Here is a 26,132-nt window from a genome sequence, read left to right on the forward strand (position 1 = left end):
ATGCCGCCAACCGGCGGCATTCGATACAGCGCCGCGACGGAGGCGGTATCCCGCCCACCGTCGCGGCATGTCATGCAGGGATTACTGGTTCCAGACAGCGCCGCCATCCGGACCCTGGATTTCGCTCCAGCTGTCGCGAACCATCTCGGCGACGTTCTCCGGCATCGGCACGTAGTCCAGCTCCTGAGCCATCTCGCTGCCGTTGTTGTAGGCCCAGTCGAAGAATTCCAGTGCCTGACGCGCAGCGTCGGCGTCCTGGACTTCCTTGTGCATCAGGATGAAAGACGCACCGGTGATCGGCCAGCTTTCGTCACCCGGCTGGTTGGTCAGCACCAGATACATGCCCGGCGCGGCCTTCCAGTCGGCGTTGGCGGCAGCAGCCATGAACGATTCCATGCTCGGCGCAACGACTTCGCCGGCCTGGTTCTTCAGGTGCACCAGGCTCAGGTCGTTCTGGGCCGCGTAAGCGAACTCGACATAACCGATCGCGCCATTGGTGTTGGCGATCTGGCTGGCGACACCAGCGTTCGCCTTGGCGCCGACACCGGCCGGCCACGCGACGGACTTGCCTTCACCCACGTTGTTGGCGAAATCTTCGCTGACCTGGGACAGGTAATGCGTGAACAGGAAGTTGGTGCCCGAGCCTTCCGCACGGTAGACCGGCGTGATCTGGGTATCCGGCAGATCCATGTTCGGGTTCAGCTTGGCGATCGCCTCGTCGTCCCAGCTGGTGATCTTGCCCTGGTAGATGTCGGCCAGCGTCGGGCCGTCCAGGTTGAGCGAACCCCCTTCGATACCTTCGACGTGGAATGCCGCGACCACGCCGCCCATGACCATCGGCCACTGCATCAGGCCGTTCTCGTCGAGCTCTTCCTTGGTCATCGGTGCATCGCTGGCGCCGAAGGTGACCGTCTTGGCGACGATCTGCTGAATGCCGCCACCGGAACCGATCGCCTGATAGTTGAGGCCGACACCGGATTCATCCTGGTAGGCGTCCGCCCACTGCGAATAGACCGGGTACGGGAAGGTTGCGCCGGCGCCGGTAATGGCTTCCTGGGCCTGAACACCAGCGGCACCCAGAACCAGCGATCCGGAAATGAGCGTTGCGAAGACGTGTTTAAGCATAGCGATATCCTGTTTCCACCTTGAATGCGTGAGCGATAACGACGTTGCGAAGGTTGCCAACACTCTCAGCACACACCGTACTTCAGTGTCGTGACAGTTTTATGACACCGATGTAGCAACTATCGCGAAGGTTTCGAGGTCGTGCCCGCCCTGTTATGAAAAAACCATCGAACGATTGCCTGAAGTCTTCAGGATCGTCGATGGTTCTTTGACGGAGCATTACCGTGACAACCTTCGCGCCACCACAGTGGCAAGGTTTGATGACAACAGGATGACAAACGTCAAATCGGGTAACGATATCGCCGCTTCGGGTAACGGCTCAGGATGTCATCTCGTCAGACACGACACGGCGTTTGAGCGCCCGGCCGGCCAGCATGCGAACGGCAACATTGCCCAGTAGCGTGGCGCCCAGCATCGTCAGCACCGTCGGCCAGGCGCTGGCCAGTTCAAAGGCCCCTACCAGCGCCCCCGAGACGGCGCCGCAAGTAAACTGCAGACAGCCTTGCAACGCGGTCGCCGTCGCGCTCATGCGCGGGAAATGATCCAGCATCGACGACATCGCATTGGGGCTGATCAGCCCCTGCATGCCCACGAACACCACCATCAGCGGCGCGACGGTGAAGATGGAGTCCAGCCCCGTCGCCACCATGGAGACCAGCAGTAACCCCGCCGTGAGCTGGATTCCCAGCCCCAGGAGCAGATTCTGCTGCGGTGTGCGCGTCTTCAGCAGCCGGATATTGAGCCGGCTGGACGATGCCATGATCAGGATGTTGGCGCCGAAGACGAAAGGATAGAGCGTGGTCGAAAGCCCGTAGTGCTCCATGTACAGATAAGGAGAGCCGGTGATGAACGCGAACATGCCGGCAAACGACATCGACACCGCACCGATGTACCCCATCGCTTCGCGATGCCGAAGCACGCTGACGTAGTTGCCGAGGATCTGACGTGCCGAAGGCGCCTGCGGATCGCGTCCATGGGTTTCCGGGAGATAGCGCCCCAGCAGCCACAGCACGAACGCGGCATAGACGGCGAGAAAAAGGAAAATCAGCCACCAGTCCGCCAGATTCAGCAACGCACTGCCGATGGCGGGTGCCACCAGCGGCGCCATCATCAGGATCATTACCATGGTGGACATCACCTTGGCTGCCTCGCGGCCACTGAATCGGTCACGCACGATCGCCGCGGAATTCACCACGCAGGCCCCGCCGCCCAGCGCCTGCACGAACCGCCACCCCCACAGTGTCGCCAGCGAACCCACCTGGGTCAGCGCCAGACTGGCGATGAAGAAGACGCCTAGCCCCAGCATCAACACCGGCTTACGGCCGAAGCGATCCGAAAGCGGCCCGCAAATCAGCTGACCAAGCGCGAATCCGAACAGAAAGACGCTGAGAGACAGCTCCGTATGATGCACGCTGGCACCAATCGAAGCAGCCAGTGACGGCATCGCCGGCAGATAGGCATCGATTGCCAGCGGCGCCAGCGCCGTATTGGCTGCGACCAAAAACGCCAGACGGCGTGCGCTCAAAGTCGTCACACTCTCTCCTTAACACTCCGGCGCCTCACTCCGATTTTCCTGCCGGAGGCAAACTGGAAGGAACCCATGGGAAATCAAGCAAAAACGCCTTGCCAAAGCGGCAAGGCGCGAAGGTTCGACACCCGATAATCACAACATAGCATTCTAAACACGATCCTGAGGCTGCCGCGGAAGGCTGCCCGGTCCCGGCTCATGGCTGGTGCTTCTGTTTCCGGCCCGACAGCTCGTCATGCCCGGCACCTAATCGTTCGGATCAGCCGCGCGATGGCGCGTTGGTGCGCTGTGACTCGAGCAGTTCGACGAACGGCTGAAACTCGTGCCGATTGTGCTCGCTCATACGCATGAGGATGCGGTGAGCCTCGAGGATTCGCCGCTGGATGTCATTTTCATCCGCCTCGACATGGGGCAGCTCGTCCAGCTCCGACGGCTCGGTCAGCGGGGCTTCCAGCAGCGTGAAATAGCGCGCGAATCCCATCACATCCAGCATGCGCCGCACGTCCGGATGTTCGGCGATGATCGTGGGTGGGTCATCCAGCCGCCCCTGTACGGCCATCGCCACCTTGGCCAAAAAGCCCAGCGCGGTCGAATCGACATTGGTTGCCTCGCGCAGATCGACCATCACCGCGCGCAGCCCCGGCAGTTCCGCCAGGCGCTGGGCCTCGGCATCCAGGGTGGCACACAGCGTCAGCCGCACGTCACCGCACAGCTTGAGCACAAATACGCCCGACTCGAAGGCCGCCTTGATTCGCCCTTCAATCATGGTCGAAACCACTCAGTGTCATCATGCTGAGATCATCCGGCAGAGGATCCCCCAGCGCCAACCCTTCCCTCAGATCGTCGACGCTGGTGCAGTGTGTCGTGCGGCGCTCGAGTTCCTTGAGCCGCGCGTCCAGTGAATCCGCCGGCAGACACTCGAGAATGCCGTCGGAGCAGAACCAGAGTCGAAACGATTCCGGCAAAGGACAACCATAGATGGGGTACTCGACATCGGGAAACAACCCCACGGGAGGCCCCTCGCCTCCCAGATAAGCGCTACGCCCCTCAGCCTGCAGAATCGGCATAGGTAATTGAGCGCCGAGCGCATAGTGCAGAAAACGACGCTCGTGGTCCAGCACCCCGGCAAAGACCGTCGCATGCTTGCCGATTCCGGTCTCGAGCAGCTCGCGGTTGAGCTCACCCAACCATCGGGACGGAAATGCCTCCGGCAACAATGTGCGCCACTGGGCCAGCCAGCGGTTGCAGAGATACCGCAGAAGCACGGTAACGAACGCCGACGAGGAGCCGTGCCCGGCGACGTCGGCAAAGTAGAAGAAACTGTAACGGTCGTCGCAGCGCTGGAAATCCAGAAAATCGCCCGACAGGTACAGGGATGGCGCGAACCAGTAGTCACAGCGCACGCCAAGGTGCGTAACGCCCTGGGGCGGCAGCAACTTGCGCTGCACGTGGCCTCCCGCACGCTGATCGTCCCGCAGCATGGCGAGATGTTTCTCGAGACGTTCGTTGAGCGCCTCGAGCTCTGCCCGGCTCTGGCTATGATCACGCGACAGCCGATCCAGTTCCAGGGCTCGCTCGACCAGACGCCGCAGGATATCGGCATGCTTCAACGGCTCGACCAGATAGTCGATCAGGCCTGCATCGAGTGCCTTGTGCAGGTCACCATCGCGACGACTCTCGCTGATCACGATGGTCGGGCGGCCGACGGCGAGCCGTTCCCAGCCCTCGTGGGAGACGGCCCGCACGTGCGCAACGACCAGATCGCAGTGCGCCGGCAAGGTCGAGACCGAAACGGCCACTCGCACCTCGACGTCGAGGCGAGAAAGCTCTTCCGCCAGCCGCTCGCGATCCGGTCCGGGCAGATCGATCAGCCCGATCACGGGCAACTCGTCCGACAGCGTCTTGGACACGGGTCTACTCGGCGAAGTCGTCTTCACTATATTCGAAATCGTCACCGAAACCGCCGCTGGCGAAGGGATCCTCCCCCGCTGCGCCGTTGGTGACCTCGAACTGCCGACGCTGGAGATAAGCGTCGCGAATGAAGCTGTAGCGGTCCCCCTGGATCAACGCCTCCTGGTCGAGCAGGCTGGCACGCAGATCCACGTAGCGCAGGAAGGTCAGGCCGTAACGCCATTTATCGTCCTCCACATAGGTGACCGGATAGGTATACATATCGACCGGCAGGCCGCTGGTATCGCGAACGGTACTCGGCCCCAGGATCGGCAGCACCAGGTAGGGGCCGGAATCGACACCCCAGACGCCCAGCGTCTGGCCGAAGTCTTCCTCGTTCTCGTCCAGGCCCATTCGCGTGGCCGGGTCGAGAACGCCGCCGACGCCGAGAATGGTATTGACCAGGAAACGGCCGGACGCCACGCCAGCGTTGCCCCACTGCCACTGGAGGATGCTATTGAAGACGGTACGGATCTCGCCCAGGTTGGAGAAGAAGTTACCCACGCCATCCTGGACCGGATCGGGCGTGACGGTGTCGTAACCCTGGGCGATCGGTTTCAGCGCATAGCGATCGAGCGTGTCGTTGAACTGATAGACGCCCCGGTTGAAGCCTTCCCAAGGGTCCTGAGGATTGGAATCCTGCCCCGTCGAGGCGCAGCCGCTCAACGCTGCAGCGACACAGACGCCACCCAGCCAATGGATCGATTTCATTAACACGCATTCCCTTTACGCAGTATCACACTGCCCGCACTGTAGCCCGCACCGAAGGAACACACCACCCCCACGTCGCCCTCCTGCAGATCGTCTCGATGCAGGTGAAAAGCGATGATCGATCCTGCCGAGCTGGTATTGGCGTAACGGTCGAGAATCACCGGCGCTTCCGTCTCCGAGGCTTCTCGCCCCAGCACCCGCTGCGCGATCAGGTCATTCATATGACGATTAGCCTGATGAAGCCACAGTTTCTTGACCGAATCCCCCGTCAGCGCCTGGCTTTCCAAATGATCGAGAATCAGCGAAGCGACCATCGGGCAGACCTCCTTGAACACTTTGCGCCCTTCCTGGACGAAAAGCTTGTCCGATGTCTGCGCGGGTTCATCGGCGAGACGATTGAGAAACCCGAAATTGTTGCGAATGGCGTTGGAGAATTGGGTCACCAGACGCGTGCCGAGTACCGTGAAATGCTCGCGATCCTGAGCGAGATGATCCGCCTCCAGTACGATGGCGGTACAGGCGTCGCCGAAGATGAAGTGACTGTCGCGGTCGCGGAAGTTGAGATGCGCCGAACAGATCTCGGGGTTCACCACCAGCACCCGTTCCAGACTGCCCGCACGAATCGCATTGGTCGCCATATCGATGGCGAACGTCGCGCTGGAACACGCCACGTTCATGTCAAACGCATAGCCTCCGGCGCCCAGTGCCGCCTGAAGCTCGACCGCGACCGCCGGATAGGGTCGCTGGAGATTGGAACAGGCGACGATGATCAGATCGAGCTGATCGGCGCGGATACCGGCCGCGTCCAGCGCCTGGCGAGCGGCAGCCACCCCCATCTCGGCCTGCACCGAGAGCGTGTCGTTGGGCCGCTCGGGAATCCTCGGCCGCATCCGCTCAGGATCGAGAATACCGCTGGCCTCCATCACGTAGCGACTCTCGATACCCGACGCCTTGACGATGAACGCCTCGCTCGAGTGTGCCAGCGGCTCGCGTTCGCCCCGGGCGATCGCTTCCGCCTGTCGCGCATTCTCCGAATCGACCCAGGCATTGAAGCTGGCGACCAGCTCGGCGTTGTCGATCGAATCCGGCGGCGTGAAAAGGCCCGTCGCGGTAATCACGGCTTGCGTCATCGGCTGTTACCTCCCGCGGCATCGGCCGCATTGATCCTTACGCGCATCCAGCCGCAGCGGATGCAGTGTGGCGACCCTCGACGATCATACGGTCTGCCCGGTCATTTCCTGCCAGCGCCGCGCCAGGCGCTTTTCCGACACGCTCTCCAGCGTGCCCAACTGCTGGGCGAATAGCGAGACTCGCCACTCCTGCAGCCACCAGCCGAACTCGACCAGATCGGCATCGACGATGCCGTCGCGGTGGGTCTGCTGCTTACGCGCATCGACCCGCGCCTCCCAGGCCTGTACCTGCTGCATCGACAGCTGGTCCCGGCGCAGGTCCCGAGGCGCCTTCTCGAGCCGGATTTCCGCTGCCTGCATGTAGCGCGGGTAATGGCTCAGCCAGGCGCCGGCGTCGCGCACGAAGCCGGGATAGACGAGCCGCTGCATCTGCGCCTTGAGATCACTGTAGGTCAGAGCCAGCGCCAGCGTGACATTGCCCTTGAGCGCCTTGGTCACTGCCAGGTGCCCCTGCAACGCCTTGTGCAGGTCTTCCAGCAGCGACTCGGCATACGCGACCAGCTCGCCACGCCAGCTTTCGAGACGGGCATCGAACGCCTCGCGGGACCGCGGCAGCGGATCGGCGGCCACGGTCTGCGCCAGGCAGGCGTCGATCACATCGCGCGACAACTGCTCCTGACTGCCGACCTTGGCGAACAGTAGCGCGCACTGCTTGAGCTTCGGCAGCTCCCGCTGGATATAGCGCACCGTATCGGGAAGCCGACGGCGAGCCAGCTGCACCAGACCGTCGCGGTGCGCCGTCGCCGCGCGCTCGGCATGGTCGAACCAGGCGACAGTCAGGTCGTCACCGTTAGCCACCAGTGCCGGATAGACTTCCACCTGGATGCCGGCCTGGTGGGTCGTACGAGAATCCGGCAGGGCCGTTTCCGGGAGATCGTCGAGACGTTCGGCACTCTCCCGTGGCGTTTCCGCCAGCGCCCTGGCCCCTGCTGCCGCCGCCTCGCCGAAGCGTTTCTGCAGGGCATGCAGATCGCGTCCTTCCCCCAATACCGTGCCGTGATGATCGACCACGCGCAGGTTCATGAGCAGATGCGGATCGAGCTGATCGAGACGCCAGACAGACGCATCCAGGCGCGTGCCGGTCTTGATTCGCAAAAACTCGCCCAACGCCTCCTCGACCGGGCGCTCGTCCGGCGTCAAGGTGGCGAGCGCGGCATCGACCCAGTCCGGAATCGGCACGACCTGGCGGCGCATCGCCTTGGGCAGCGCCTTGAGTAGCGCGATGCACTTCTCGCGCAGCAGGCCCGGCACCAGCCAGCTCAAGCGACCTGGCGGCAACTGGGCGAGCATCACCGCGGGTACGGTCAGGGTGACACCATCATCACTGGCACCCGGGGCGAAGTGATAGCTCAGCGGATAGCGAACGCCATTGAACACGAGCTCGTCCGGGTACTGCTCGACGCTGACGTCGTCGGCTTCCCGCGCCATCAACGATGCCTTGTCCAGCTTGAGGATATCCGGCGTGTCGCGCTCGGCCTGCTTGCGCCAGTTCTCGAAGCTGCGCCCGCCGGCGACGTCCCGAGGAACGCGTTCGTCGTAGAAGGCGAACAGCGTCTCTTCGTCGATCAGGATGTCGCGCTTGCGTGCTCGATCCTCGAGCTCCTCGACTTCGGCGACCATCGCCCGATTATGTGCGAAGAATGCAGCCTTGGTCTGATAATCCCCTTCCACCAGTGCGCGCCGCAGAAAAATCTCTCGCGCTTCTTCCGGCGCCACCTTGGCGTAATCCACGCGACGACCGGTCACGATCGGCAAGCCGAAGAGCGTGACCTGCTCCAGCGCCACCACCTGGGCCCGCTTGCGCTCCCAATGCGGTTCGCTATAGCTGCGCTTGATCAGATGGGCCGCCTGCGGCTCGATCCACTCCGGCTTGATTCTGGCCACGTCACGCGCATAGAGACGGCTGGTCTCCACCATTTCGCCGGCCATGACCCACTTGGGCGGCTTGCGCGAAAGCCCTGACGCCGGGTGGATGAGGAAGCGCCGGTTCCTGGCGCCGAGGAATTCGCGGCTTTCCGGCTGCAACTGCCCCAGGTTGGAGAGCAGGCCGGACAACAGAGCCTGATGTAGACGTTGCGTATCGATCCGGGGCGGCTTGGCCGCTGCTGACTCTTCCGACAACGAGTCGCCGGAGCCGCTTTCGGCCGATCGTGCCGGTTCGTCGTCATCGGGTTGCACGGCGCTCGTCAGCTCGATCTTCATCTCGCGGGTCAGCTGACGCAACTGGCGACAGGTATCGTGCCATTCGCGCAGCCGCAGATAATTCAGATACTGTTCGCGGCACCAGCGTCGCAGCTGGTTGCTCGACAGCGTCTCGCGCATGGCATCGAAGCCATGCCACAGGTTGAGCCAGGCGACGAAGTCGGAGTTGGGGTCTTCCCACTGCTTATGGCGCTGATCGGCGGCCTGGCGCTTTTCCGCCGGCCGCTCGCGGGGATCCTGCGTCGCCAGCGCGCTGACCACGATCAGCACTTCGCGCAGGCACTGGAAGCGCTCCCCCGCCAGCACCATCCGCGCCAGGCGCGGATCGATCGGCAGCCGCGACAGCTGCCGCCCCAGGCCGGTGATACGCTCGGCGTCATCCACCGCCCCCAGCTCGAACAGCAGCCGATAGCCATCCTTGACGAAGCGGGCATCCGGCGCGTCGACGAACGGGAAGTCGAATACGTCGCCCAGCTTGAGCGACAGCATCGACAGAATCACCGAGGCCAGGTTGGTGCGCTGAATCTCGGGCTCGGTGAATTCGGGGCGGGAAAGAAAATCCTCTTCACTGTAGAGCCGAATACAGACCCCTTCGGCGACACGCCCGCAGCGCCCCTTGCGCTGATTGGCGCTGGCCTGGCTGACCGGCTCGATCGGCAGGCGCTGGACCTTGGCCCGCGCGCTGTAGCGGCTCATGCGAACCAGGCCGGGATCGATCACGTAGCGGATACCGGGCACGGTCAACGAGGTCTCGGCGACATTGGTGGAGAGCACGATACGACGGCCGGCGTGAGACTGGAACACCCGGTTCTGTTCGGCGTTGGAGAGCCGCGCATAGAGCGGCAGAATCTCGGTGCTCTTGAGATCGGCGCGCCGCAGCACGTCGGCGGTTTCGCGAATGTCCCGCTCGCCGGGCAGAAAGATCAGGATATCGCGCGGACCGCTGTACCAGCGCTTTTCGCGTTCGATGCGCTCAACTTCTTCGACCGCTGCCAGGATTCCCTCCTGCAGCGTCAGGTCCTCTTCTTCCCGGGATTCGCGTACCAGCGGCCGATAATGCACCTCCACCGGATACGCCCGTCCGGACACTTCCACCACCGGCGCCGGCTGGGTCTTGCCGTCACGCTCGATGGCGAAATGCCGCGACAGACGCTCGACGTCGATGGTTGCCGACGTGATGATTACCTTGAGGTCGGGCCGGCGGGCCGTCAGCCGCTTGAGATAGCCCAGCAGGAAGTCGATGTTGAGACTGCGCTCGTGGGCTTCATCGATGATGATCGCCTCGTAGCGCATGAGATCGGGATCGTGCTGCGTCTCGGCCAGCAGAATGCCGTCGGTCATTAGTTTGACCAGGGTGTCGTCGCTGCTCTGATCGGTGAAGCGCACCTGATAGCCGACCTGCTCGCCCAGTGGCACCTCGAGCTCCTCGGCCAGGCGCGAAGCCACCGAACGCGCCGCCAGCCGGCGTGGCTGGGTATGACCGATCATGCCCCGACGCCCCAGGCCCAGCTCCAGACAGAGCTTGGGTAGCTGCGTGGTCTTGCCGGACCCGGTCTCGCCGGCCACCACCACCACCTGATGGTCGCGCAGCGCCTCGAGAATGGTTTCGCGCCTGGCCGCGACCGGCAGCGACTCGGGGTACTCCAGCGTCACCGGCTGACTCCGGCGACGCGCAAGCACCTCGCTGGAGGCGGCCAGCCGAGACTCGATCTCCTTCAGCGACCGGTCGATCGGCTTGCCGTCACGGGCACGTCGAGCCAGACGCCGGAGCCGCTGGCGCTGCTCGTGGGCGTCACGCAGCAGGCAGTCTTCCAGGCGAGTTTCCAGGTCATTCAGGGCTTGCAGTGAGGGGGAAGCGATAGCGCTCAAAGAGATCCTCTACGTCGGCGAGATAACGGCAGAAGCGGTGCCGCCATCAAAGGCGATGGCGAACCCGTCATTATAGCGCCGTCGGCGGATCAACTCACGTCCGAGGAGGATCAATGGCCCGTCGAGGAGGCATCGCCGGCCTGTGGGGAAGGCGAGGCTTCGCTGCCCGCCGACTCGTCGCGCAGCTCCCGACGCAGCACCTTGCCCACGTTGCTCTTGGGCAGCTCGTCACGCAGCTCCACGAACTTGGGCACCTTGTAGCCGGTCAGTTCCTGCTTGCACCACTGGCGTAGTGCCTGCGGGTCGAGACTGTCGTTACGCGCCACCACGAACAGCTTGATGGCTTCTCCGGTCTCCTCGTCGGGGATCCCCACCGCCGCGGCCTCGACGACATCGGGATGGCCCGCGACGACCTCCTCGATTTCGTTGGGATAGACGTTGAATCCGGAGACCAGAATCATGTCCTTCTTGCGATCGACGATCTTGACGTAGCCATCGTCGAGTATCACCGCCATGTCGCCCGTCCGCAGCCAGCCGTCGGCATCCAGCGTTCTGGCCGTGTCTTCCGGGCGGTTCCAGTAGCCCTTCATGACCTGCGGCCCCTTGACGCAAAGTTCGCCGCGCTCGCCACGTGGCAGTGCCCGTCCGTCGTCATCGACGATCTTGACCGAGGTGCCGGGCACCGGCTTGCCGATGGTACCGATCTGTGTCGCCTCGGGCGGATTGACGAGCGCAATGGGCGAGGTTTCGGTCAGGCCGTAACCTTCGACGATGCCATTACCGGTGGTCTGCTCCCAGCGCTGGGCCACGGTATGGGTCAACGCCATGCCGCCGGAAATCGTCATCTTGAGGCCGGAGAAATCGAGCGCCTTGAAGTCGTCGCGCTGACAGAGCGCATTGAACAGGGTATTGAGCCCCACGAATACCGTGAAAGGCGTCCTGGACAGCGTCTTGACGAATCCGGGGAGATCACGAGGGTTGGGGATCAGAACGTTGTGCTGTCCGGTAACCATCGCGAACAGGCAGTTCACCGTAAAGGTATAGATGTGATAGCAAGGCAGAGGCGCAATGATCGTCTCCTCTCCCTCGGTCAGCGCCTTGCCGACCACCTGCTTGGTCTGCAGCATGTTGGCGATCAGGTTGCGGTGGGTCAGCATCGCCCCCTTGGCGACGCCAGTGGTGCCGCCGGTGTACTGCAGCGCCGCCACGTCGTCGCCGCGGCTGGCGACCACCTTCACCTGATGCCGGCTGCCGACGGAGAGCGTATGCCGGAAACCGATCGAGCCGGGGAGCGAATAGGCGGGCACCAATTTCTTGACGTACCGCACCACGCCATTGATCAGCGACCTCTTCGGCCAGGGATGGAGATCCGCCATCTCGGTCACGTAGACATGGCGGATATCAGTCTGATCGAGCACCTTCTCCAGCTTGTGAGCCATGTTGGCCAGCACCACCACCGCCTTGACGCCGGCATCGCGAAACTGATGACGCATCTCGCGCTCGGTGTAGAGAGGGTTGGTATTGACGACCACCAGTCCGGCACGTAGCGCACCGAACACCGCCACCGGGAACTGCAGCACGTTGGGCAGCTGGATCGCGATCCGGTCGCCGGGCTTCAGGTCGGTTTCCTGCTGCAGCCAGGCGGCGAAGTCACCGGAAAGCCGATCGACATCACGATAGCTCAAGGTATGACCCAGGCAACTGAAAGCCGGATGGTCGACGAACCGACGGCACGCCTCCGCGATGATGTCGTTGATCGACTCGAACGCCTCCATGCCCTCCAGCGGCGCTCCCGTTTCGATGCACGGGCTGACGCTGTCGCTCATAGGATCTCCTTGATTCGTGTCGGTTACTCGACCTTATAACAGGATCGGACCGGCGAGGCGCTGCCACCAAGGTTGTAAGGGAACCGCAAACCGTCGTCCGGGCAGCCCCATAGTGCGTCGGCGTGGTTAGACCGAGGGTTCTTCGCGCCGCGCCAGGCGGCGTCGCTTGGCCGCTCGCCGCCAGCGTAGCAGCATCCAGAGCAGCAAAAGCGCCGCAATCACGATCCACGTCACCGGGCGCTGAGCGTAGGTTTCCACGTAAGGCCTGGCCAGTCGCCATCCCTGCTGGGCCTTGTCGACGGCGATATCGGCCATCTGCGAAGGGGTCAATCCATCAGCGAAGTCATTACCGTCATCGGCATTCACACTGTCTTCTTGCTGGCGCGACTCGCTGGCGACGCCCTGCTCGAAATCGGCACCGCTCAGGCCCACCGCGGCGTCGGGATTGAGACGCACCACCGGGAGATCGAGATGCAACGTGCGGCCATCCAGCTGCGCCTCGGCGGTGATTCTGACCGGCAGCGACTCGTTGGGATCCGTCTGCGGTACCGCGATCGTCCATTCCCGATCGCCGGTCTGGCGTATGTCGAGCGAACGGCCGGTGAGGCTTGCGCTCAGCCGGGTGTTGTCGACGTTGAGATCCGGATGATTGGCACGCACCACGATTTGGGTGCCATCCTCGCTCAGCACCGCATTTAGAGCCGCGACCACGTTCACCGGCTGCACCTGCTGGCGAATCATGCGCTCGCTGCGCGCCGTGATCGTCAGGCGCGCGTTGCCCAGCTGGTCGGCACCCGGCAGCTCGCCACGGAAATGATCCTCGGACGAGGCCAGCGCCGTCTCGGCGAGCGTCGCGTCGTCGAGATCCCGCAGTTCGGCGCGCACGCTCATCCCCGCCGGGTGCTCGTCGGCGGCCAGCGTCCTGCCTTCCGAAGCCAGCCAGACATCCAGCGGTGTCGAAAATCCCTGATAGAGCGTCGCCGGCAGCGGCTCGCTGCGCAGCACCGTATCGGCATGGATGCCGATACGACTGTCGGCACCGATATCGCCTTCGATCTGCCATTCGCCCGGTGCGGGGTCGGGCACGGTGATCAGGTCGTAGCGGTCACTGCTCAGCCATTCCACGGAACCGGGGTGATCGTCGCGGGAGTATCGCTGCCCGCCGGGGCCGATCAGAACCGGCGAATCGACGCCCGGCGCGTGGAACAGCAAGGCATTGAACTCGTCGATATCGTCATCGACGCTAAAGCGCTGTCGATCGTCGATGGGCACCTGGTCGCCCGGCAGAATGCGGTCGAGAACATCCAGGAAGGCCCGCAGCAACTCTTCGGGCGTGTCGGCCACCGCCGCCAGCCCGCCGGTGGTCTGCGCGACCTGCTCGAGCAGCGGCAGGTCGACGTTGTTGGAGAGCGCGATGGGATGCACGACGACGCCGCGCGCGGCGAGGTCCGGCCCCAGCTCGGTGATGATGCGCTGGCGTGAAGCGCTGTCACGTTGCGCCTTGTCGCTACCGGAAGCCGGCAGGTCGACCATGCCGTCGGTCAACAGGATCAGATGCCGATTGCCGCTGTCCGGCGTCGCACTCGCCGTCTGCCGCAGCGCGCGCTCGATATCCGTGAACTGCTGGTAGTCGGTCAACTGCGAAGCCATGCTTCCGGCCTGCTCCCGCCAGGCATCGACGACCTCGCCACTCGGCAGCGGGTTGGCGACGGTGGTCCCGAAGGTCCAGACCGATCCTCGCGCACTGGGAGGCAGCAAGGTCGCGGCGAAACCCAGTGCATTGGCGCGCAGGTTGCCGGGATCGTTCTGTTTCATGCTGCCGGAAACGTCGATGACCATCCGCACGTCCGGCGCCGTCTGCGCCAGCGCCCAGCCGGGAGACATCCCCGCCGCCAATATCAGAATCAACAACAACGCACGCATTTTTCGCTTCCTTTCGAAATACACGTCAGGACGAGATCATCTCATCCGAAAATCTACTCGGCTCATCAGTTGACCACCGGCTCGCGGCGGGTCCGCCCCTTCGCTCGCGGCGCCGGCCCCTCCTGCGGCGAGCTCCGCTTTCCCCGGCGCGGGCCGTCGCCAGCATCGCCTCCATCGTGGCGGCGAGCCAGTAGCCGCCATGCCAGCACGCCCAGCACCGCTCCCATGGCGGCACCTGCCAGTAGCAGCGGCAGCGCGCCGGCGACCTGGCCGCCATCGTGCTGGAGCACGCCGACCGCCATGACCACGACGGCTGGTGCCAGGCCGGAGTACGTCTCTCCCGGTTCCAGCAATGGCAGCGAGAATGGCGCCACCATCCACAACCCGCCAGCGACGATGCCCACCAACACAAGACGCGGCAGCAACGGCAGCAGTCGCACGCCCAGATAACCGGTGATCAGAACGACCAGAGACAGCACGCCATAACTCAGCCAGAGTTGCGGCAGGGAATCGGAAAACAGCATGGTAATGACTCTCGATTCATACGATTTGGGACATGGTACACTCCAAGTCGGTAAAGCACAGCCGCGCCGCTATCCGACGTGGCATGCGGCTCGCCCCCGCCGCACGGCCTCCCGAGCGCAACAGACGGCAATCGTCCCACGGCATTGTCGAAGCGCGATTGTCAGAAGTATCCTTTTTCGACGTTGACGCCTCCTTTTTCGATGTCATTGAAACAGCCTGCCCGAAAGGACCTTTCCTCGACCCATGCCCCGCTCGCAGACGACACAAACACCACCCGTCGCTCACTTTCGCCGTAGCGACGATCCCGACTGGCACTGGCTGGAGTCCCGCGATGACCCGCAGGTCAAGGCATTCCTGCGCGCAGCCAATCGTGAAAGCGATGCTTTCTTTGCCCCGCTGAAACCGCTGGAAGATGCCCTCTACGACGGGCACCTGGCGCGCCGGGAACTCAAGGTCACCGGTTTGCCGACGACGCTCGAACGGTTCCGCTACTGGAGCGAAACGGCCGCCGATGCCGACTACCCCTTGTGGTGGCGCCAAACCAGGGACGGCGATACCGCGCCCGAGCTGCTGCTGGACCTGGAAGCTCGCTCCCAGGCCCATGATTTTCTCGAACTGGGCGACATGGCGATCTCGTCGGACGAACAGTGGCTGGCCTGGACGGAAGATGCCAGCGGCAACGAATATTTCGATCTCTACCTGAAGCGGCTGCCGGACGGCGAACCGCAACGGCTGCGCAGGCGCATCGGGCCGGATCTGGTGTGGGCGGAGGATAACCGGACGTTGCTGTTCACCCGTTACGATGCCACGCAGCGCCCCGCTACCGTGTGGCTTCTGCGGCCGGAGGACGATCACTGCGAAAAGATTTTCGAGGAAGTGGACGTCGAGTTCTGGGTCGGGCTGGGCAAGACACGCTCCCGTCAGTGGCTGGTACTGGAGACCGCCTCGAAGGACACCTCGGAGTGCCACCTGATCCCGGCGACAGCGCCCCGGACGGCGCCGGCATGCGTCCGGCCGCGGGAGACCGGCGTCGAGTACACGCTGGAGCATCGCGACGACGTCTTTTACGTGCTGCACAATCGTGACGGCTCGCATTTCCGCCTGGATACGGCCCCCGTCTCACAACCCGACTCATGGACGCCGCTGGTCCCGCACCGCGAGGACGTCACGCTCGAGGGCATCGATGCCTTTTCCTGGGGCGTGGTCGTCACCGAACGTGACCACCACGAAGCCCAGGTCTACCTTCGCGTCATCGAGCAAGGGGAAGCCGATCTGGACGGGAATGCTCAAGCTGACGAAGGGCTACCGGGGAGCCGGCTTCCGCTTCCCGAAGCTCCCTGCAGCCTGGCGCTTGGCGACACGCCGGATTTCCATACCCGCAAGCTGCTGCTGCGCGAAGAGTCGTTCACCCTACCAGTACGCTGGGTCGAGCACGATCTCGACAGCGGAGAGCAGCGCGTGCTCAAGACTCAGCCGCTGCATGGCGACCTGCAGCCCGACGATCTGGTCTGCCGGCGGCTCTGGGCCGAAGGTCACGATGGCGAGCGCATTCCCGTTTCCGTGGTGGCCCGAGCCGACAGGCTCGGTCAGGCACCGATGCCGACGCTGCTCTATGGCTACGGCGCGTACGGCGAAGTGCTCGATCCCTGGTTCTCGATTGCTCGCCTGGAACTGCTCTCTCGAGGCGTCGCGTTTGCCGTCGCTCACGTACGCGGCGGCGGCGATCGGGGCGAACCCTGGTATCTGGCGGGCAAGCTGGAGCACAAGGAGAACAGTTTCAGGGACTTTCTCGCGGCGCGTCAGGCCCTGGTCGCCGAAGGAATTGCCGATCCCGAACACATCGCAGCCTATGGCGCCAGCGCCGGCGGCCTGCTGGTCGGCGCCAGCCTCAATCTCGAGCCGGAGGCGTTCTGCGCGGCGGTACTGGACGTGCCTTTCGTCGACGTGCTGCGGACCATGGAAAATCCAGATCTGCCCCTCACCACGGCGGAGTACACGGAGTGGGGAAACCCGGACGAACCGGCCGTACGGCGACGCATCCGCGATTATTCGCCGCTGGACAACCTGAACGCGCAGCCCTACCCCAGCGTCCTGCTGCAGGGCAGCTGGCACGATTCGCGGGTTCCTTACTGGGAGCCCGCCAAGCTCTACGCACGCATGACGGAACTCGGCAGCGCGCGTGGCCCGGTCCTTCTGCGTACCGACATGGCCGCCGGCCACGGTGGCGCGTCAGGACGATTCAAGGCATGGCGAGACAACGCCCGCCAGGACGCTTTCATCCTATGGGCACTGGGGCGAGACGCCGTCTGACGCTAGCGGGAGTGCACCTCGGGGGACGCCGGCGGGAGGAGTGACATCCCGCCGGCTGAGGGTTCAACGTTGCTCGTCGAGGGGAATAATGTCGATGATGTGTTCTTCATAGTCGGCATCATCGACCTCGGCTTCGCTGACGGCGAAATGGCGAACGCTCATCTTGCGCTCGTGCATGCGGCGATCACTGCCGCTGCGCAATGGATGCCAGCTGGCCAGCTTGCGCCCCTCGGCGACACGCCGGTAGGCACAGCTGTGCGGCAGCCAGTGAAACTGGTCCAGGTTCTCCAGACTCAACTGGGTACACTCGGGTACCCGCTCGAAGCGATGCGCATAGTCGCTGCAGCGGCAACTGCCGATGTCCAGCAGTCGGCAGGCCACGTTGAGGGTGGCGACGTCTCCCGTATCGGCGTCTTCCATCTTGACCAGACAGCACTTGCCACAGCCGTCGCACAACGCCTCCCACTCCTGCTGGGTCAGTTCTTCCAGAGGGAACCGCTCCCAGAATCGCTCACGCATACGACTCTCCTTGCCTTGGCTCAGGGCCGCCCCGGAAGAACGGGTGCCACGTTCGGCCAGGATCACTCATCCCGCCGGGTAAACAGGTCCAGCATCTCGGGATCCTTGGGCGGCGGCATCTGCAGATAGAACCCCTGCCCCCGGATCGCCGCCATGACCTTGACCACATCGACCCGCGCCAGCGGTCGCTCGGGCCGCAGCAACAACGTCATCACCGGGATCGGTCGACCGAATTGCTCGCGCAGCGCCTGGGGCACCGGCGCCATGCCGCGCGCCTTGTCGAGATAGAGATACATTTCATCCCGTCGCGAGCTCTTGACGATCTCGCAGATGAGCCTGGAGGTATCGTTCATCACGCGGCTTCCTGCTCGGCAAGCGCCTGCTTCCAGTCGGCCGATAGCTGCTGCCCACGCCACCCGGTCGGCAACGGCAAATCCAGCTGCCTGAGATGCGCGGTGACCACCGCCTCCATTTCCGCTCGGTTGGAGAGCCGTTCGGGTGCCAGCCCCAATGCTTCGGCACGGGTCTGTACGACCTTTTTCAGCGCCTTAAAGCGGCACTTGAAGGCAGGGGATGTCGGGACCGGCAAAGGTTCGCAGAGTTCGGACGCCTCCCGATGCTGCGCTGTCTTGACCAGCGCCAGCATCGCGTCCCCTTCCCGCTTGACGAGACTTGGCGTCATGCCATCGACGGCGGCCAGTTCATACCGGTTGCTCGGCATGGCCTCGGCGATAGCGTAGAGCACGCTATCCTTGGCCAGCCAGCCCCGCGGCACATCCCGACGCCGCACTTCGGTTTCACGCCAGGCGGTCAGCTCCCGATACGCTTCGACCTGCCGGGGCTGCAGGCGCCATAGCTGGCGATGGCGGGTGTACCACTGCTCGCCGGCAGCAGCGTTGCGACCCTGGCTCAACGCCTCGCACTCTTCCTCGAACCAGCGCTCGCGTCCCAGCGTCGCCAACGCCTGACGCTGCTGCTCCCAGATCACCGGAAGATAGACGACATCGAGAGCGGCATAATCGAGCTGCGCCGGTGTGAGCGGGCGCTCGAGCCAGTTGGAACGCGTCTCCTCCTTGGGCAGATCGACGCCGCAACGCTGCGCGACCAGGCGTCGATAGCCCATGGCCGGGTCGGCGCCAAGGAAGGATTCGGCGATCTGCGTATCGACCAGCGGAGCCACCGTCACGCCTGCCCATAGCGCCAGCACATCGAGATCCTCGCTGCAGGCGTGGATCAGTTTCGGCGGGCCGGCGCTCAGCAATTGCCGCAAATCGTCACTTGCCGCGATCGCCTGAGGATCGATCAGATAGACGACTTCCCCGGCCGTCAGCTGGATCAGCGCCGGCACGGGAAAAAAGCTCGACTCCCGGAAGAATTCGGTATCCAGGGCGACGAGATCCGCCGTGGTCAACGCCTCGCAAGCGGCCTGCAATCCTTCCGGGGTGTCGACCCAACACAGCGAATAGTCAAAACTCATTCAGATCCCTCTCGGCCCGTCATTCGGCCGGCATTACAAAAAATCGGAGCGAGGGCTCGGCGGACGAGCCACCGATGCCCTTACTCGTAGGAAAATGGCTGGCGCCCCTGAAACGCCCGGCTGAGCGTGCCGCCATCGACATACTCCAGCTCGCCGCCCATCGGGACGCCGTAGGCCAATCGGGAGAGCTTGGCCTCCCGCCCGACCAGGTGCTCGGCGATGTAATGCGCGGTGGCCTCCCCCTCCACGGTCGGGTTGGTCGCCAGGATGATCTCGCTGACCATCTCTCGGGAGAGCCGGGACTCCAGTTGATCCAGGCCGATATCGTCGGGGCCGATGCCGTCGAGCGGTGACAGATGGCCATGCAGCACGAAATACTGACCGCGAAAGCCGCCTGCCTGCTCGATCGCCAGCATGTCGGCCGGCGACTCGACCACGCACAGCAGGGCCGAGTCGCGCCGCGAATCCTGGCAGACGCCGCACAGCGCCTCTTCGGTCAGCGTACGGCATCGCTCGCAGTAGCCGACCTGCTCGATCGCCTGGACCAGCGCTTCCGAGAGCCGCCGCCCACCCTCGCGATCACGCTCCAGCAGGTGAAGCGCCATCCGCTGCGCGGTCTTCGGCCCGACTCCCGGTAGCACGCGCAGGCTATCCAGTAACTGCTCGACAAGCGGTGAAAAGCTCATCAGAACGGCATCTTCATCCCGGGCGGCAGATTGAGTCCGGAAGAGACTTCTTCCATGCGCGCCTTGGACTGGGTCTCGACCTTGCGTGACGCGTCGTTGACGGCAGCCGCCAGCAGATCTTCCAGCAGCTCCTTGTCTTCCTGCATTACGGAAGGATCGATCTCGACGCGGCTGACGTCATGGCGGCCATTCATGGTCACCTTGATCATGCCGGCGCCGGCTTCGCCCAACACTTCCATCTGGGCGATCTCTTCCTGAGCCTGCTGCATCTTTTCCTGCATTTCCTGGGCCTGCTTCATCAGATTGCCCATGCCACCCTTGAACATGACGAACTCCTTCGAGATTGGGAATGCTTTGCAAAAGCGTGACGCCCGCGAAAGCGTGACGTCTGCGAAATCGTATGTCTGCGAAATCATATGCCTGCGAAATCGTGATGCCCGGTCGGGATCACACGCGATCGGCGGTTACGCTTCCTTCCATCAGCCGAGCGCCGAAACGCGCTTCCAATTCCTGGATATGCGGGTCGACACGCAAGGCTTCAACAGCGCGTGCGTGACGTTCGCGTGCCTCGCGGTCACGCTTGGCCTTGGCCGTCTCGCGTGCGCCGTCCAGTTCAGCAACGCTGATCTCGAGCCGACGCGTGTAGCCGAGGCCCGCCAACGCCTTGGTGATGCGCTCGATATGCAGATCGGAGAGCATGGCCGACTGGCCGGGGTCCAGCGTCACCTTCAGCGCGCTGCCATCGTCACTCTCGATAACGCAGTGAGCCGCGAGATTGCGCGTGAGACCGCCAATATCGAGCTGATCGAAGCGATCCAGCCATAACCCGTGCGTGAGCTGGCCGGCATTTACCGGCGAGTCCTGTGTCGCCGCCGGGCTGTTCATCTCTGCCATCGGCGCCTCGGCCATCGCCGGCACCGCATCCGCTTCGATAGCGGCTGTCGACCCGTCAGCGCCAGCCGATGCATGCCCCGTGTCGGCTGGAGCGACGTCGCCTTGAGCACCGTCGCTTTGAATACCGCTACTTTGAAAGTCTGGCCGGGCCGGTTGCGCTATCTGCTCGACCGGGGCGGAAGCCGCTGCTATATCGGTCGCGACGTCGACAGCCGGCGAGTCGCCGGGCTCGGGTGCCGAAGCCTCTGCCGCTTCGGCCGCCCAGGCGTAGGCCTCGTCGCTGAAACCGGCTTGATCGTCGAAACGGCTCGCGTCCTCGAAATCGCTGGCATCACTGATAGCCGCGCTGCCCGACTCGGCCGTGACGGTGACCTTCTCGCCCTGTTCCCCGCTCGGCTCCGGTGACGCCGCTTCCGGGACGATAACGGCCGCGGGAGCTTTAGCTTGGGATGCCTCGGTCTCGGTAGACCAGGGTGGGCGGTCGTCTGCCGACCCGTCGGCTATGACTGGCTCGACCGATGCAGACGAAGGGGGGGCGGCAGGTTCCGCGGACTGAGCCTGACGCTCGACAGGTGCCGACGGTGCCGCAGCGGCTGGCTCCGGCGCGATCTTCGGCGCAGGAACGGTGCTGGTCGCCTGCGGCGCCTCCGCCGTCGACGTGGCCGATGTCTGACGCTCGTCGCTCGGCGACCTGCCGCCTTGCTGGGCGCCCCTGCGCAAAGGCAGGTCAGTCTGCGGTGGCGTCGGTACACCCTGGGGCCGGAAGGCCAACATGCGCAGCAGCGTCATCTCGACCGCCGCGCGGGTATCCGGTGCGTTATCGATATCGCCTCGGCCCTGCAGCGCAATCTGGTAATAGAGCTGCACGTCTTCCGCGGTGAAGCGTCCGGCCAGCGCCAGCAGCTCGTCACGATCGCCATGGCCGTTGTCCAGTGCGCCGGGAACCATCTGGGCGATCGCCAGGCGATGCATCAGGCCGGAGAGCTCGTCGAGCACGCCGGCAAAGTCCGGCCCCTGCTCGGCCAGTGAGGCCACTTCGGTGAGCAACCGCTCGGCATCGACATCCGCCAATGCCTCGGCCAGCGCGATCAGATGCGCGTGATCCAGGGTACCGAGCATGGCGGCCACGTCTTCCCGCCGCACCTCGCCCTGGCCAAAGGCGATGGCCTGGTCGGTCAGGCTCATGGCATCCCGCATCGAGCCGTCGGCGGCCTTGCCGAGCAGCCATAGCGCCTGCGGATCGAAGGCCACCTGCTCAGCTTCGAGAACCCGGGTCAGATGCTCGACCACCCGCTCCGGCGGCATGTTCTTGAGCGTGAACTGCAGGCAGCGCGACAGCACCGTCACCGGCAGCTTTTGCGGATCGGTGGTCGCCAACAGGAACTTGACGTGCGGCGGCGGCTCTTCCAGCGTCTTGAGCAGCGCGTTGAAACTGTGCGTCGACAGCATGTGCACCTCATCGATGAGGTACACCTTGTAACGCCCCTGGGTTGGCGCGTACTGGACGTTGTCCAGCAGTTCGCGAGTGTCTTCCACCTTGGTGCGCGAAGCGGCATCGACCTCGATCAGATCGACGAAGCGGCCGCTATCGATATCGCGGCAGGTCTCGCACTGGCCACAGGGCTGGGAGCCCACGCCCTGCTCGCAATTGAGGCACTTGGCGAGAATCCGCGCCAGCGTCGTCTTGCCGACACCGCGAGTCCCGGTAAACAGATAGGCGTGATGCAGTCGCCCCTGGTCGAGCGCATTGACCAGAGCACGGCTGACATGCTCCTGACCGACCAGTTCGTGGAAGGTACGCGGGCGCCATTTACGGGCCAGAACCTGGTAACTCATGCGGCGCGATACTCCTCGCAGATAGGCTCGCGGCTGGACGTGATGGTCAGGAATCGGCACGACCACGATCGAAACATCGTTGCCAGCATCGGTCATCCTGAAGTGATCGGGCCATTCTAGCAGGGTCGGGAGAAAACTGACGAGGCGGGAGGCAGCGACTTGGTCGCCGAATTCATGACAGGCCAAATTGCGCAGGGCCAGAAATGGAGGCGGCCCCTACCAGCCACATCCCGGCACACGCGGCCACCACTACCGTTGCTCCCTTCCGGGCCTGGCGGGGTTTGCGGTTTAGCGTTGCGGGAGGACCGGCAAGGGCCACCATAGCTCGATTCATCAGTGACGCGATGAGATCGAAGGCCGACAAAGCCTGTTCCATCAAGACGTTGCCGAGCGAGCGGCACTATAACAGCGTCATCGCTCTGCGGCAACCGGGAAGGATTCAAGAGTACCCAGAAAACGATAGCAGCGAATATCTCTACCCTCGCTGCGAACAAAAAAGCCCCGCCGTTTCAACGAGCGGGGCATGGAACATGTCATCTCGCGGCTCAGCCGACCTTCTCCTTGGCCGCCTGCATCCGGCGCCGCAGAATCGGCCCCACCACCACCGGCAGCACCAGCCCGATGATCGCCACCAGCCACAGCCCGATGGAGAGACCGCTACCCCAAAGGATCGACCAGTCGCCGTCGGAGATCTGCATCGCGTGACGCAGGTTCTTCTCCATTTCCGGCCCCAGCAGCAGGCCGAGAATCACCGGGACCAGCGGAATTTCCAGCTTGCGCAGAATGTAGCCGGCGACGCCGAAGGCGATCATGAAGTAGAGATCGAAGGTCGAGTGGCTGATCGAGTAGATGCCCACGAACGCGACCATGGTCACGATCGGCAGCAGATACATCGGCGGAACCGACAGGATCTTCACGAACACGCCGACCAGCGGAATGTTGAGCAGCAGCAGCATGAAGTTGCCCACCAGCAGTGCGGCGATGACGCCCCACACCAGGTCGGCATTCTGCGTGAACATCAACGGCCCCGGCGTGATGTTGAGCGACACCAGCATCGCCAGCAACACCGCCGTGGTCCCGCTACCCGGTACGCCAAGCGTCAGCATTGGCACCAGTGCGCCGCTGGACGCGCCGTTGTTGCCCGATTCGGGCGCAGCCACGCCACGCGGATCGCCTTCCCCGAAGTAGCCCTTCTTGCCGACGATCTTCTTTTCCAGCGTATAGGTGATGAAGCTGCCCAGCGACGCGCCCGCTCCCGGCAGCACACCGGCGATGAAGCCTAAAATGCCGCCGCGCACGGTGGTCGGCATGATCGACAGAATTTCCCGCCACTTCAGCTTGAGCGGGTTGACCTTGATCATCTCGCGGCCGGCGCCGGCCTTCTCTTCGATGAAGAACAGAAGCTCGGATACCGCGAACAGACCGACGATGGCGATGATGAAGTCGACGCCTTCGTAGAGCTCTAGCACGCCGAAGGTGTAGCGCTGCGTGCCGGTGGAGAGATCGATTCCGACAGTGGCGATGATCAGCCCGATCGCTGCGGCCATCAGCGTCTTCATCGGGTTCTTGCCGGTGATACCGCCCAGCGTGGCGAAGGCCAGCACGAACAGCGCGAAGTATTCGGCTGGGCCGAAGGTCAAGGCGAAGCGAGCCAGCAGCGGCGCCAGCAGGATCAGGCCAATGGTGGCGATCAGGCTGCCCATGAAGGAGGCGATCGCCGAAATCGCCAGTGCTTCGGCGGCCTTGCCCTGGCGAGCCATCGGGTAGCCGTCGAGACAGGTCATCATCGCCGGCTCGTCACCGGGAATATTCAGCAGGATTGACGAGATACGTCCGCCATACATCGCCCCGGCATAGACGGCCGTCAGCATGATCAAGGCGGTTTCCGGCTTGAGGCCGAGGGTGAACGCCAGCGGAATCAGGATCGCCACGCCGTTGGCCGGGCCCAGACCGGGCAGCGCGCCGATCAGCGTGCCGATGAAACACCCCATCAAGGCGAACATCAGGTTCTCGGGCTGCAGCGCCACGCCGAAGCCGAGGGAAAGATAGTGCAACGTTTCCATCAGTTCATCTCCAGCAGGCCAAGCGGCAGCGGCAATTCCAGTCCATAGGTGAACAGTACGAACACCACCACACCGCTAATCAGCCCGGTGAGATAGGCCTTGATCGGCCGCGCGCCCATGCGCCAGCAAAGCGTGCCGACCGCCAGCGTGGTCGAGACGATGAAGCCCAGCGGCTCGAGCAGCAGCGCGTAGACGACCAAGGTGACCACGGCAATCCCCAGCTCGCCAAAGGTCCTGGCGACCGGCCAGTGATTGTCGGGGTCGGGCTTGACAATCATGTAGAGACTGCAGATGGCCAGAATCACGGCCAGCAGCTTGGGAAAGGTCTCCGGGCCAACGGCTTCCGACCCCCCGAAGGGAACCGGAAACCGGGTGGCGCCGTAGTAGTAGGCGACGGCGATCACCAGCATGATCAGACCGAAGACGCGATCATTGAACTTGCTCATTGAATCAGCCCGATTTCCTTGGACAGCGACTGGATATCGTTGATCTGCTGCTTGACGAAGGCCTGGAATTCACCGGAATCCGGGTGGAACGGCATCAGACCGTTGCTTTTCATGACCTTCTTCCACTGATCGCTGGCATAGAGCTCGTCGACGGCATCGACCCAGTACTGCTTGGCGTCTTCGTCGATGTCGGACGGCATGTAGAAGCCGCGCCAGTTGGGGCCGACCGCATCGATGCCCTGCTCTTTTGCGGTGGGGATATCGGCCAGATCGCCGGGGAGACGCTCGTCGGAGAGCACCGCCAGCACGCGGAGATCGCCGGACTCGAGGAAGCCCTGGGTTTCGGTGATGTCGCCGGTGAATGCATCGACGTGGCCGCCGATGACCTGCGTCATCGCTTCGCCACCGTTGTTGTAGGAGAGATACGGAATACGCGGCAGATTCTCGACACCGGCAGCCTTGGCAGCGATCAGCACCTTGAGGTGATCCCATCCGCCATTGGCGCTACCGCCGGCGAACTTGACCGAACGCGGGTCTTCTTTCAAGGCGCTCATCAGCGAGTTGAGGTCCTGATAGGGAGAATCCTTGGATACCGCGATCACGCCGTAGTCGGCCCCTACGGCACCGATCCAGTTGACCATGTCGGCGTCCATGCCAGGGAACTGGCCCTGAGCCAGGCGGGTGGTGGTCGCCGTCGAGGCCGCCACCAGCAGCTGGTCGTCACCCTTGCGCTTGCTGACGGTGTGAGCGAACGCGACGCCGCCACCGGCGCCTGCCATGTTGATGGTCTGAACGCTGGCCGGCACGAGCTCCAGCTCCTCGAGCACGTTACCCACGCTGCGACAGGTAAAGTCCCAGCCGCCACCCGGGTCTGACGGAGCGATACATTCGACCTTGCCAGCAGGCTCGAACGCCATGGCGCCACTGGCCGTCAGGGCCAGCGCCGCAGCGGCCACCCACCGGATCGTCTTGACTGCAAACATGATGCTTCTCCTCGCTGATGGAGCAATATTATTCGTGGCTGACGCCAACCTTACAGTTCCGTAAGGTAG

At 63.7% G+C, this 26,132-nt stretch carries 20 protein-coding genes and 1 other RNA gene; 1 reads left to right on the top strand and 20 read right to left on the bottom strand.

Annotated features, from left to right (window positions below):
- Positions 1-81: 81 nt before the first annotated feature.
- The 10 genes from pstS to R3F72_RS02425 form a co-directional block, all read right to left on the bottom strand.
- On the bottom strand, positions 82-1,125 hold the full coding sequence (pstS, locus tag R3F72_RS02380) for a phosphate ABC transporter substrate-binding protein PstS (protein WP_087717856.1): 1,044 nt from the start codon (positions 1,123-1,125) through the stop codon (positions 82-84).
- A gap of 319 nt (positions 1,126-1,444) precedes the next feature.
- Entirely contained in the window at positions 1,445-2,659 is a 1,215-nt protein-coding gene (locus R3F72_RS02385) for a Bcr/CflA family multidrug efflux MFS transporter (protein ID WP_087717857.1), read from the bottom strand.
- Between the two features lie 253 nt (positions 2,660-2,912).
- Positions 2,913-3,419 carry an STAS domain-containing protein gene (locus tag R3F72_RS02390; RefSeq protein ID WP_071231623.1) on the bottom strand — a complete coding sequence of 169 codons (507 nt, stop codon included), beginning with the start codon at positions 3,417-3,419 and terminating at the stop codon, positions 2,913-2,915.
- Positions 3,412-4,551, bottom strand: coding sequence for a PP2C family protein-serine/threonine phosphatase (locus R3F72_RS02395; protein ID WP_442978325.1), 1,140 nt, complete (start codon positions 4,549-4,551; stop codon positions 3,412-3,414). Before R3F72_RS02395 ends, R3F72_RS02390 begins: the two co-directional genes overlap by 8 nt.
- A 16-nt stretch (positions 4,552-4,567) precedes the next feature.
- The gene (locus R3F72_RS02400) at positions 4,568-5,314 is read right to left on the bottom strand and encodes an MlaA family lipoprotein (protein ID WP_303853114.1); all 747 of its coding nucleotides are present in this window, start codon (positions 5,312-5,314) and stop codon (positions 4,568-4,570) included.
- Positions 5,314-6,444 (bottom strand): beta-ketoacyl-ACP synthase III, encoded by a 1,131-nt coding sequence (locus R3F72_RS02405; protein ID WP_332778835.1) that lies wholly within the window; start codon positions 6,442-6,444, stop codon positions 5,314-5,316. The genes R3F72_RS02400 and R3F72_RS02405 overlap by 1 nt, the downstream gene beginning before the upstream one ends.
- Before the next feature lie 84 nt (positions 6,445-6,528).
- The gene (gene hrpA, locus R3F72_RS02410) at positions 6,529-10,575 is read right to left on the bottom strand and encodes an ATP-dependent RNA helicase HrpA (RefSeq protein WP_442978320.1); all 4,047 of its coding nucleotides are present in this window, start codon (positions 10,573-10,575) and stop codon (positions 6,529-6,531) included.
- A 110-nt stretch (positions 10,576-10,685) separates the two neighbouring features.
- Positions 10,686-12,401: an AMP-binding protein gene (locus R3F72_RS02415; protein WP_332778836.1), complete on the bottom strand. Its 1,716-nt coding sequence runs from the start codon at positions 12,399-12,401 to the stop codon at positions 10,686-10,688.
- A gap of 126 nt (positions 12,402-12,527) precedes the next feature.
- Entirely contained in the window at positions 12,528-14,324 is a 1,797-nt protein-coding gene (locus tag R3F72_RS02420; protein ID WP_332778837.1) for a vWA domain-containing protein, read from the bottom strand.
- Between the two features lie 65 nt (positions 14,325-14,389).
- Positions 14,390-14,848 carry a hypothetical protein gene (locus tag R3F72_RS02425; protein ID WP_087717863.1) on the bottom strand — a complete coding sequence of 153 codons (459 nt, stop codon included), beginning with the start codon at positions 14,846-14,848 and terminating at the stop codon, positions 14,390-14,392.
- A gap of 244 nt (positions 14,849-15,092) precedes the next feature.
- Between R3F72_RS02425 and R3F72_RS02430 the strand changes: the two genes are divergently transcribed.
- On the top strand, positions 15,093-17,159 hold the full coding sequence (locus R3F72_RS02430) for a S9 family peptidase (RefSeq protein ID WP_087717864.1): 2,067 nt from the start codon (positions 15,093-15,095) through the stop codon (positions 17,157-17,159).
- Between the two features lie 63 nt (positions 17,160-17,222).
- On the opposite strand, the gene R3F72_RS02435 is transcribed toward R3F72_RS02430, so the two are convergent.
- From R3F72_RS02435 to R3F72_RS02480, 10 genes are all read right to left on the bottom strand, one after another.
- The gene (locus tag R3F72_RS02435) at positions 17,223-17,678 is read right to left on the bottom strand and encodes a YcgN family cysteine cluster protein (protein WP_087717865.1); all 456 of its coding nucleotides are present in this window, start codon (positions 17,676-17,678) and stop codon (positions 17,223-17,225) included.
- Between the two features lie 62 nt (positions 17,679-17,740).
- Complete coding sequence (locus R3F72_RS02440; RefSeq protein ID WP_087717866.1) at positions 17,741-18,031, bottom strand: YcgL domain-containing protein; 291 nt, start codon at positions 18,029-18,031, stop codon at positions 17,741-17,743.
- Complete coding sequence (locus R3F72_RS02445) at positions 18,031-19,155, bottom strand: ribonuclease D (RefSeq protein WP_087717867.1); 1,125 nt, start codon at positions 19,153-19,155, stop codon at positions 18,031-18,033. The genes R3F72_RS02440 and R3F72_RS02445 overlap by 1 nt, the downstream gene beginning before the upstream one ends.
- Positions 19,156-19,235: 80 nt before the next feature.
- On the bottom strand, positions 19,236-19,841 hold the full coding sequence (gene recR, locus R3F72_RS02450; RefSeq protein WP_087717868.1) for a recombination mediator RecR: 606 nt from the start codon (positions 19,839-19,841) through the stop codon (positions 19,236-19,238).
- On the bottom strand, positions 19,841-20,167 hold the full coding sequence (locus R3F72_RS02455) for a YbaB/EbfC family nucleoid-associated protein (protein WP_071231634.1): 327 nt from the start codon (positions 20,165-20,167) through the stop codon (positions 19,841-19,843). The genes recR and R3F72_RS02455 overlap by 1 nt, the downstream gene beginning before the upstream one ends.
- Before the next feature lie 121 nt (positions 20,168-20,288).
- Complete coding sequence (gene dnaX, locus R3F72_RS02460) at positions 20,289-22,571, bottom strand: DNA polymerase III subunit gamma/tau (protein WP_332778838.1); 2,283 nt, start codon at positions 22,569-22,571, stop codon at positions 20,289-20,291.
- 214 nt (positions 22,572-22,785) lie between these two features.
- Positions 22,786-22,882, bottom strand: an RNA gene (ffs, locus tag R3F72_RS02465) — signal recognition particle sRNA small type.
- A 234-nt stretch (positions 22,883-23,116) separates the two neighbouring features.
- Positions 23,117-24,634: a tripartite tricarboxylate transporter permease gene (locus tag R3F72_RS02470; RefSeq protein ID WP_087717869.1), complete on the bottom strand. Its 1,518-nt coding sequence runs from the start codon at positions 24,632-24,634 to the stop codon at positions 23,117-23,119.
- On the bottom strand, positions 24,634-25,080 hold the full coding sequence (locus R3F72_RS02475) for a tripartite tricarboxylate transporter TctB family protein (RefSeq protein ID WP_087717870.1): 447 nt from the start codon (positions 25,078-25,080) through the stop codon (positions 24,634-24,636). Before R3F72_RS02475 ends, R3F72_RS02470 begins: the two co-directional genes overlap by 1 nt.
- Positions 25,077-26,063: a Bug family tripartite tricarboxylate transporter substrate binding protein gene (locus R3F72_RS02480; protein WP_303853096.1), complete on the bottom strand. Its 987-nt coding sequence runs from the start codon at positions 26,061-26,063 to the stop codon at positions 25,077-25,079. The genes R3F72_RS02475 and R3F72_RS02480 overlap by 4 nt, the downstream gene beginning before the upstream one ends.
- Between the last annotated feature and the right edge of the window lie 69 nt (positions 26,064-26,132).

It is taken from the genome of Salinicola sp. 4072, assembly GCF_036663415.1.
GTDB lineage: Bacteria > Pseudomonadota > Gammaproteobacteria > Pseudomonadales > Halomonadaceae > Salinicola > Salinicola salarius_A.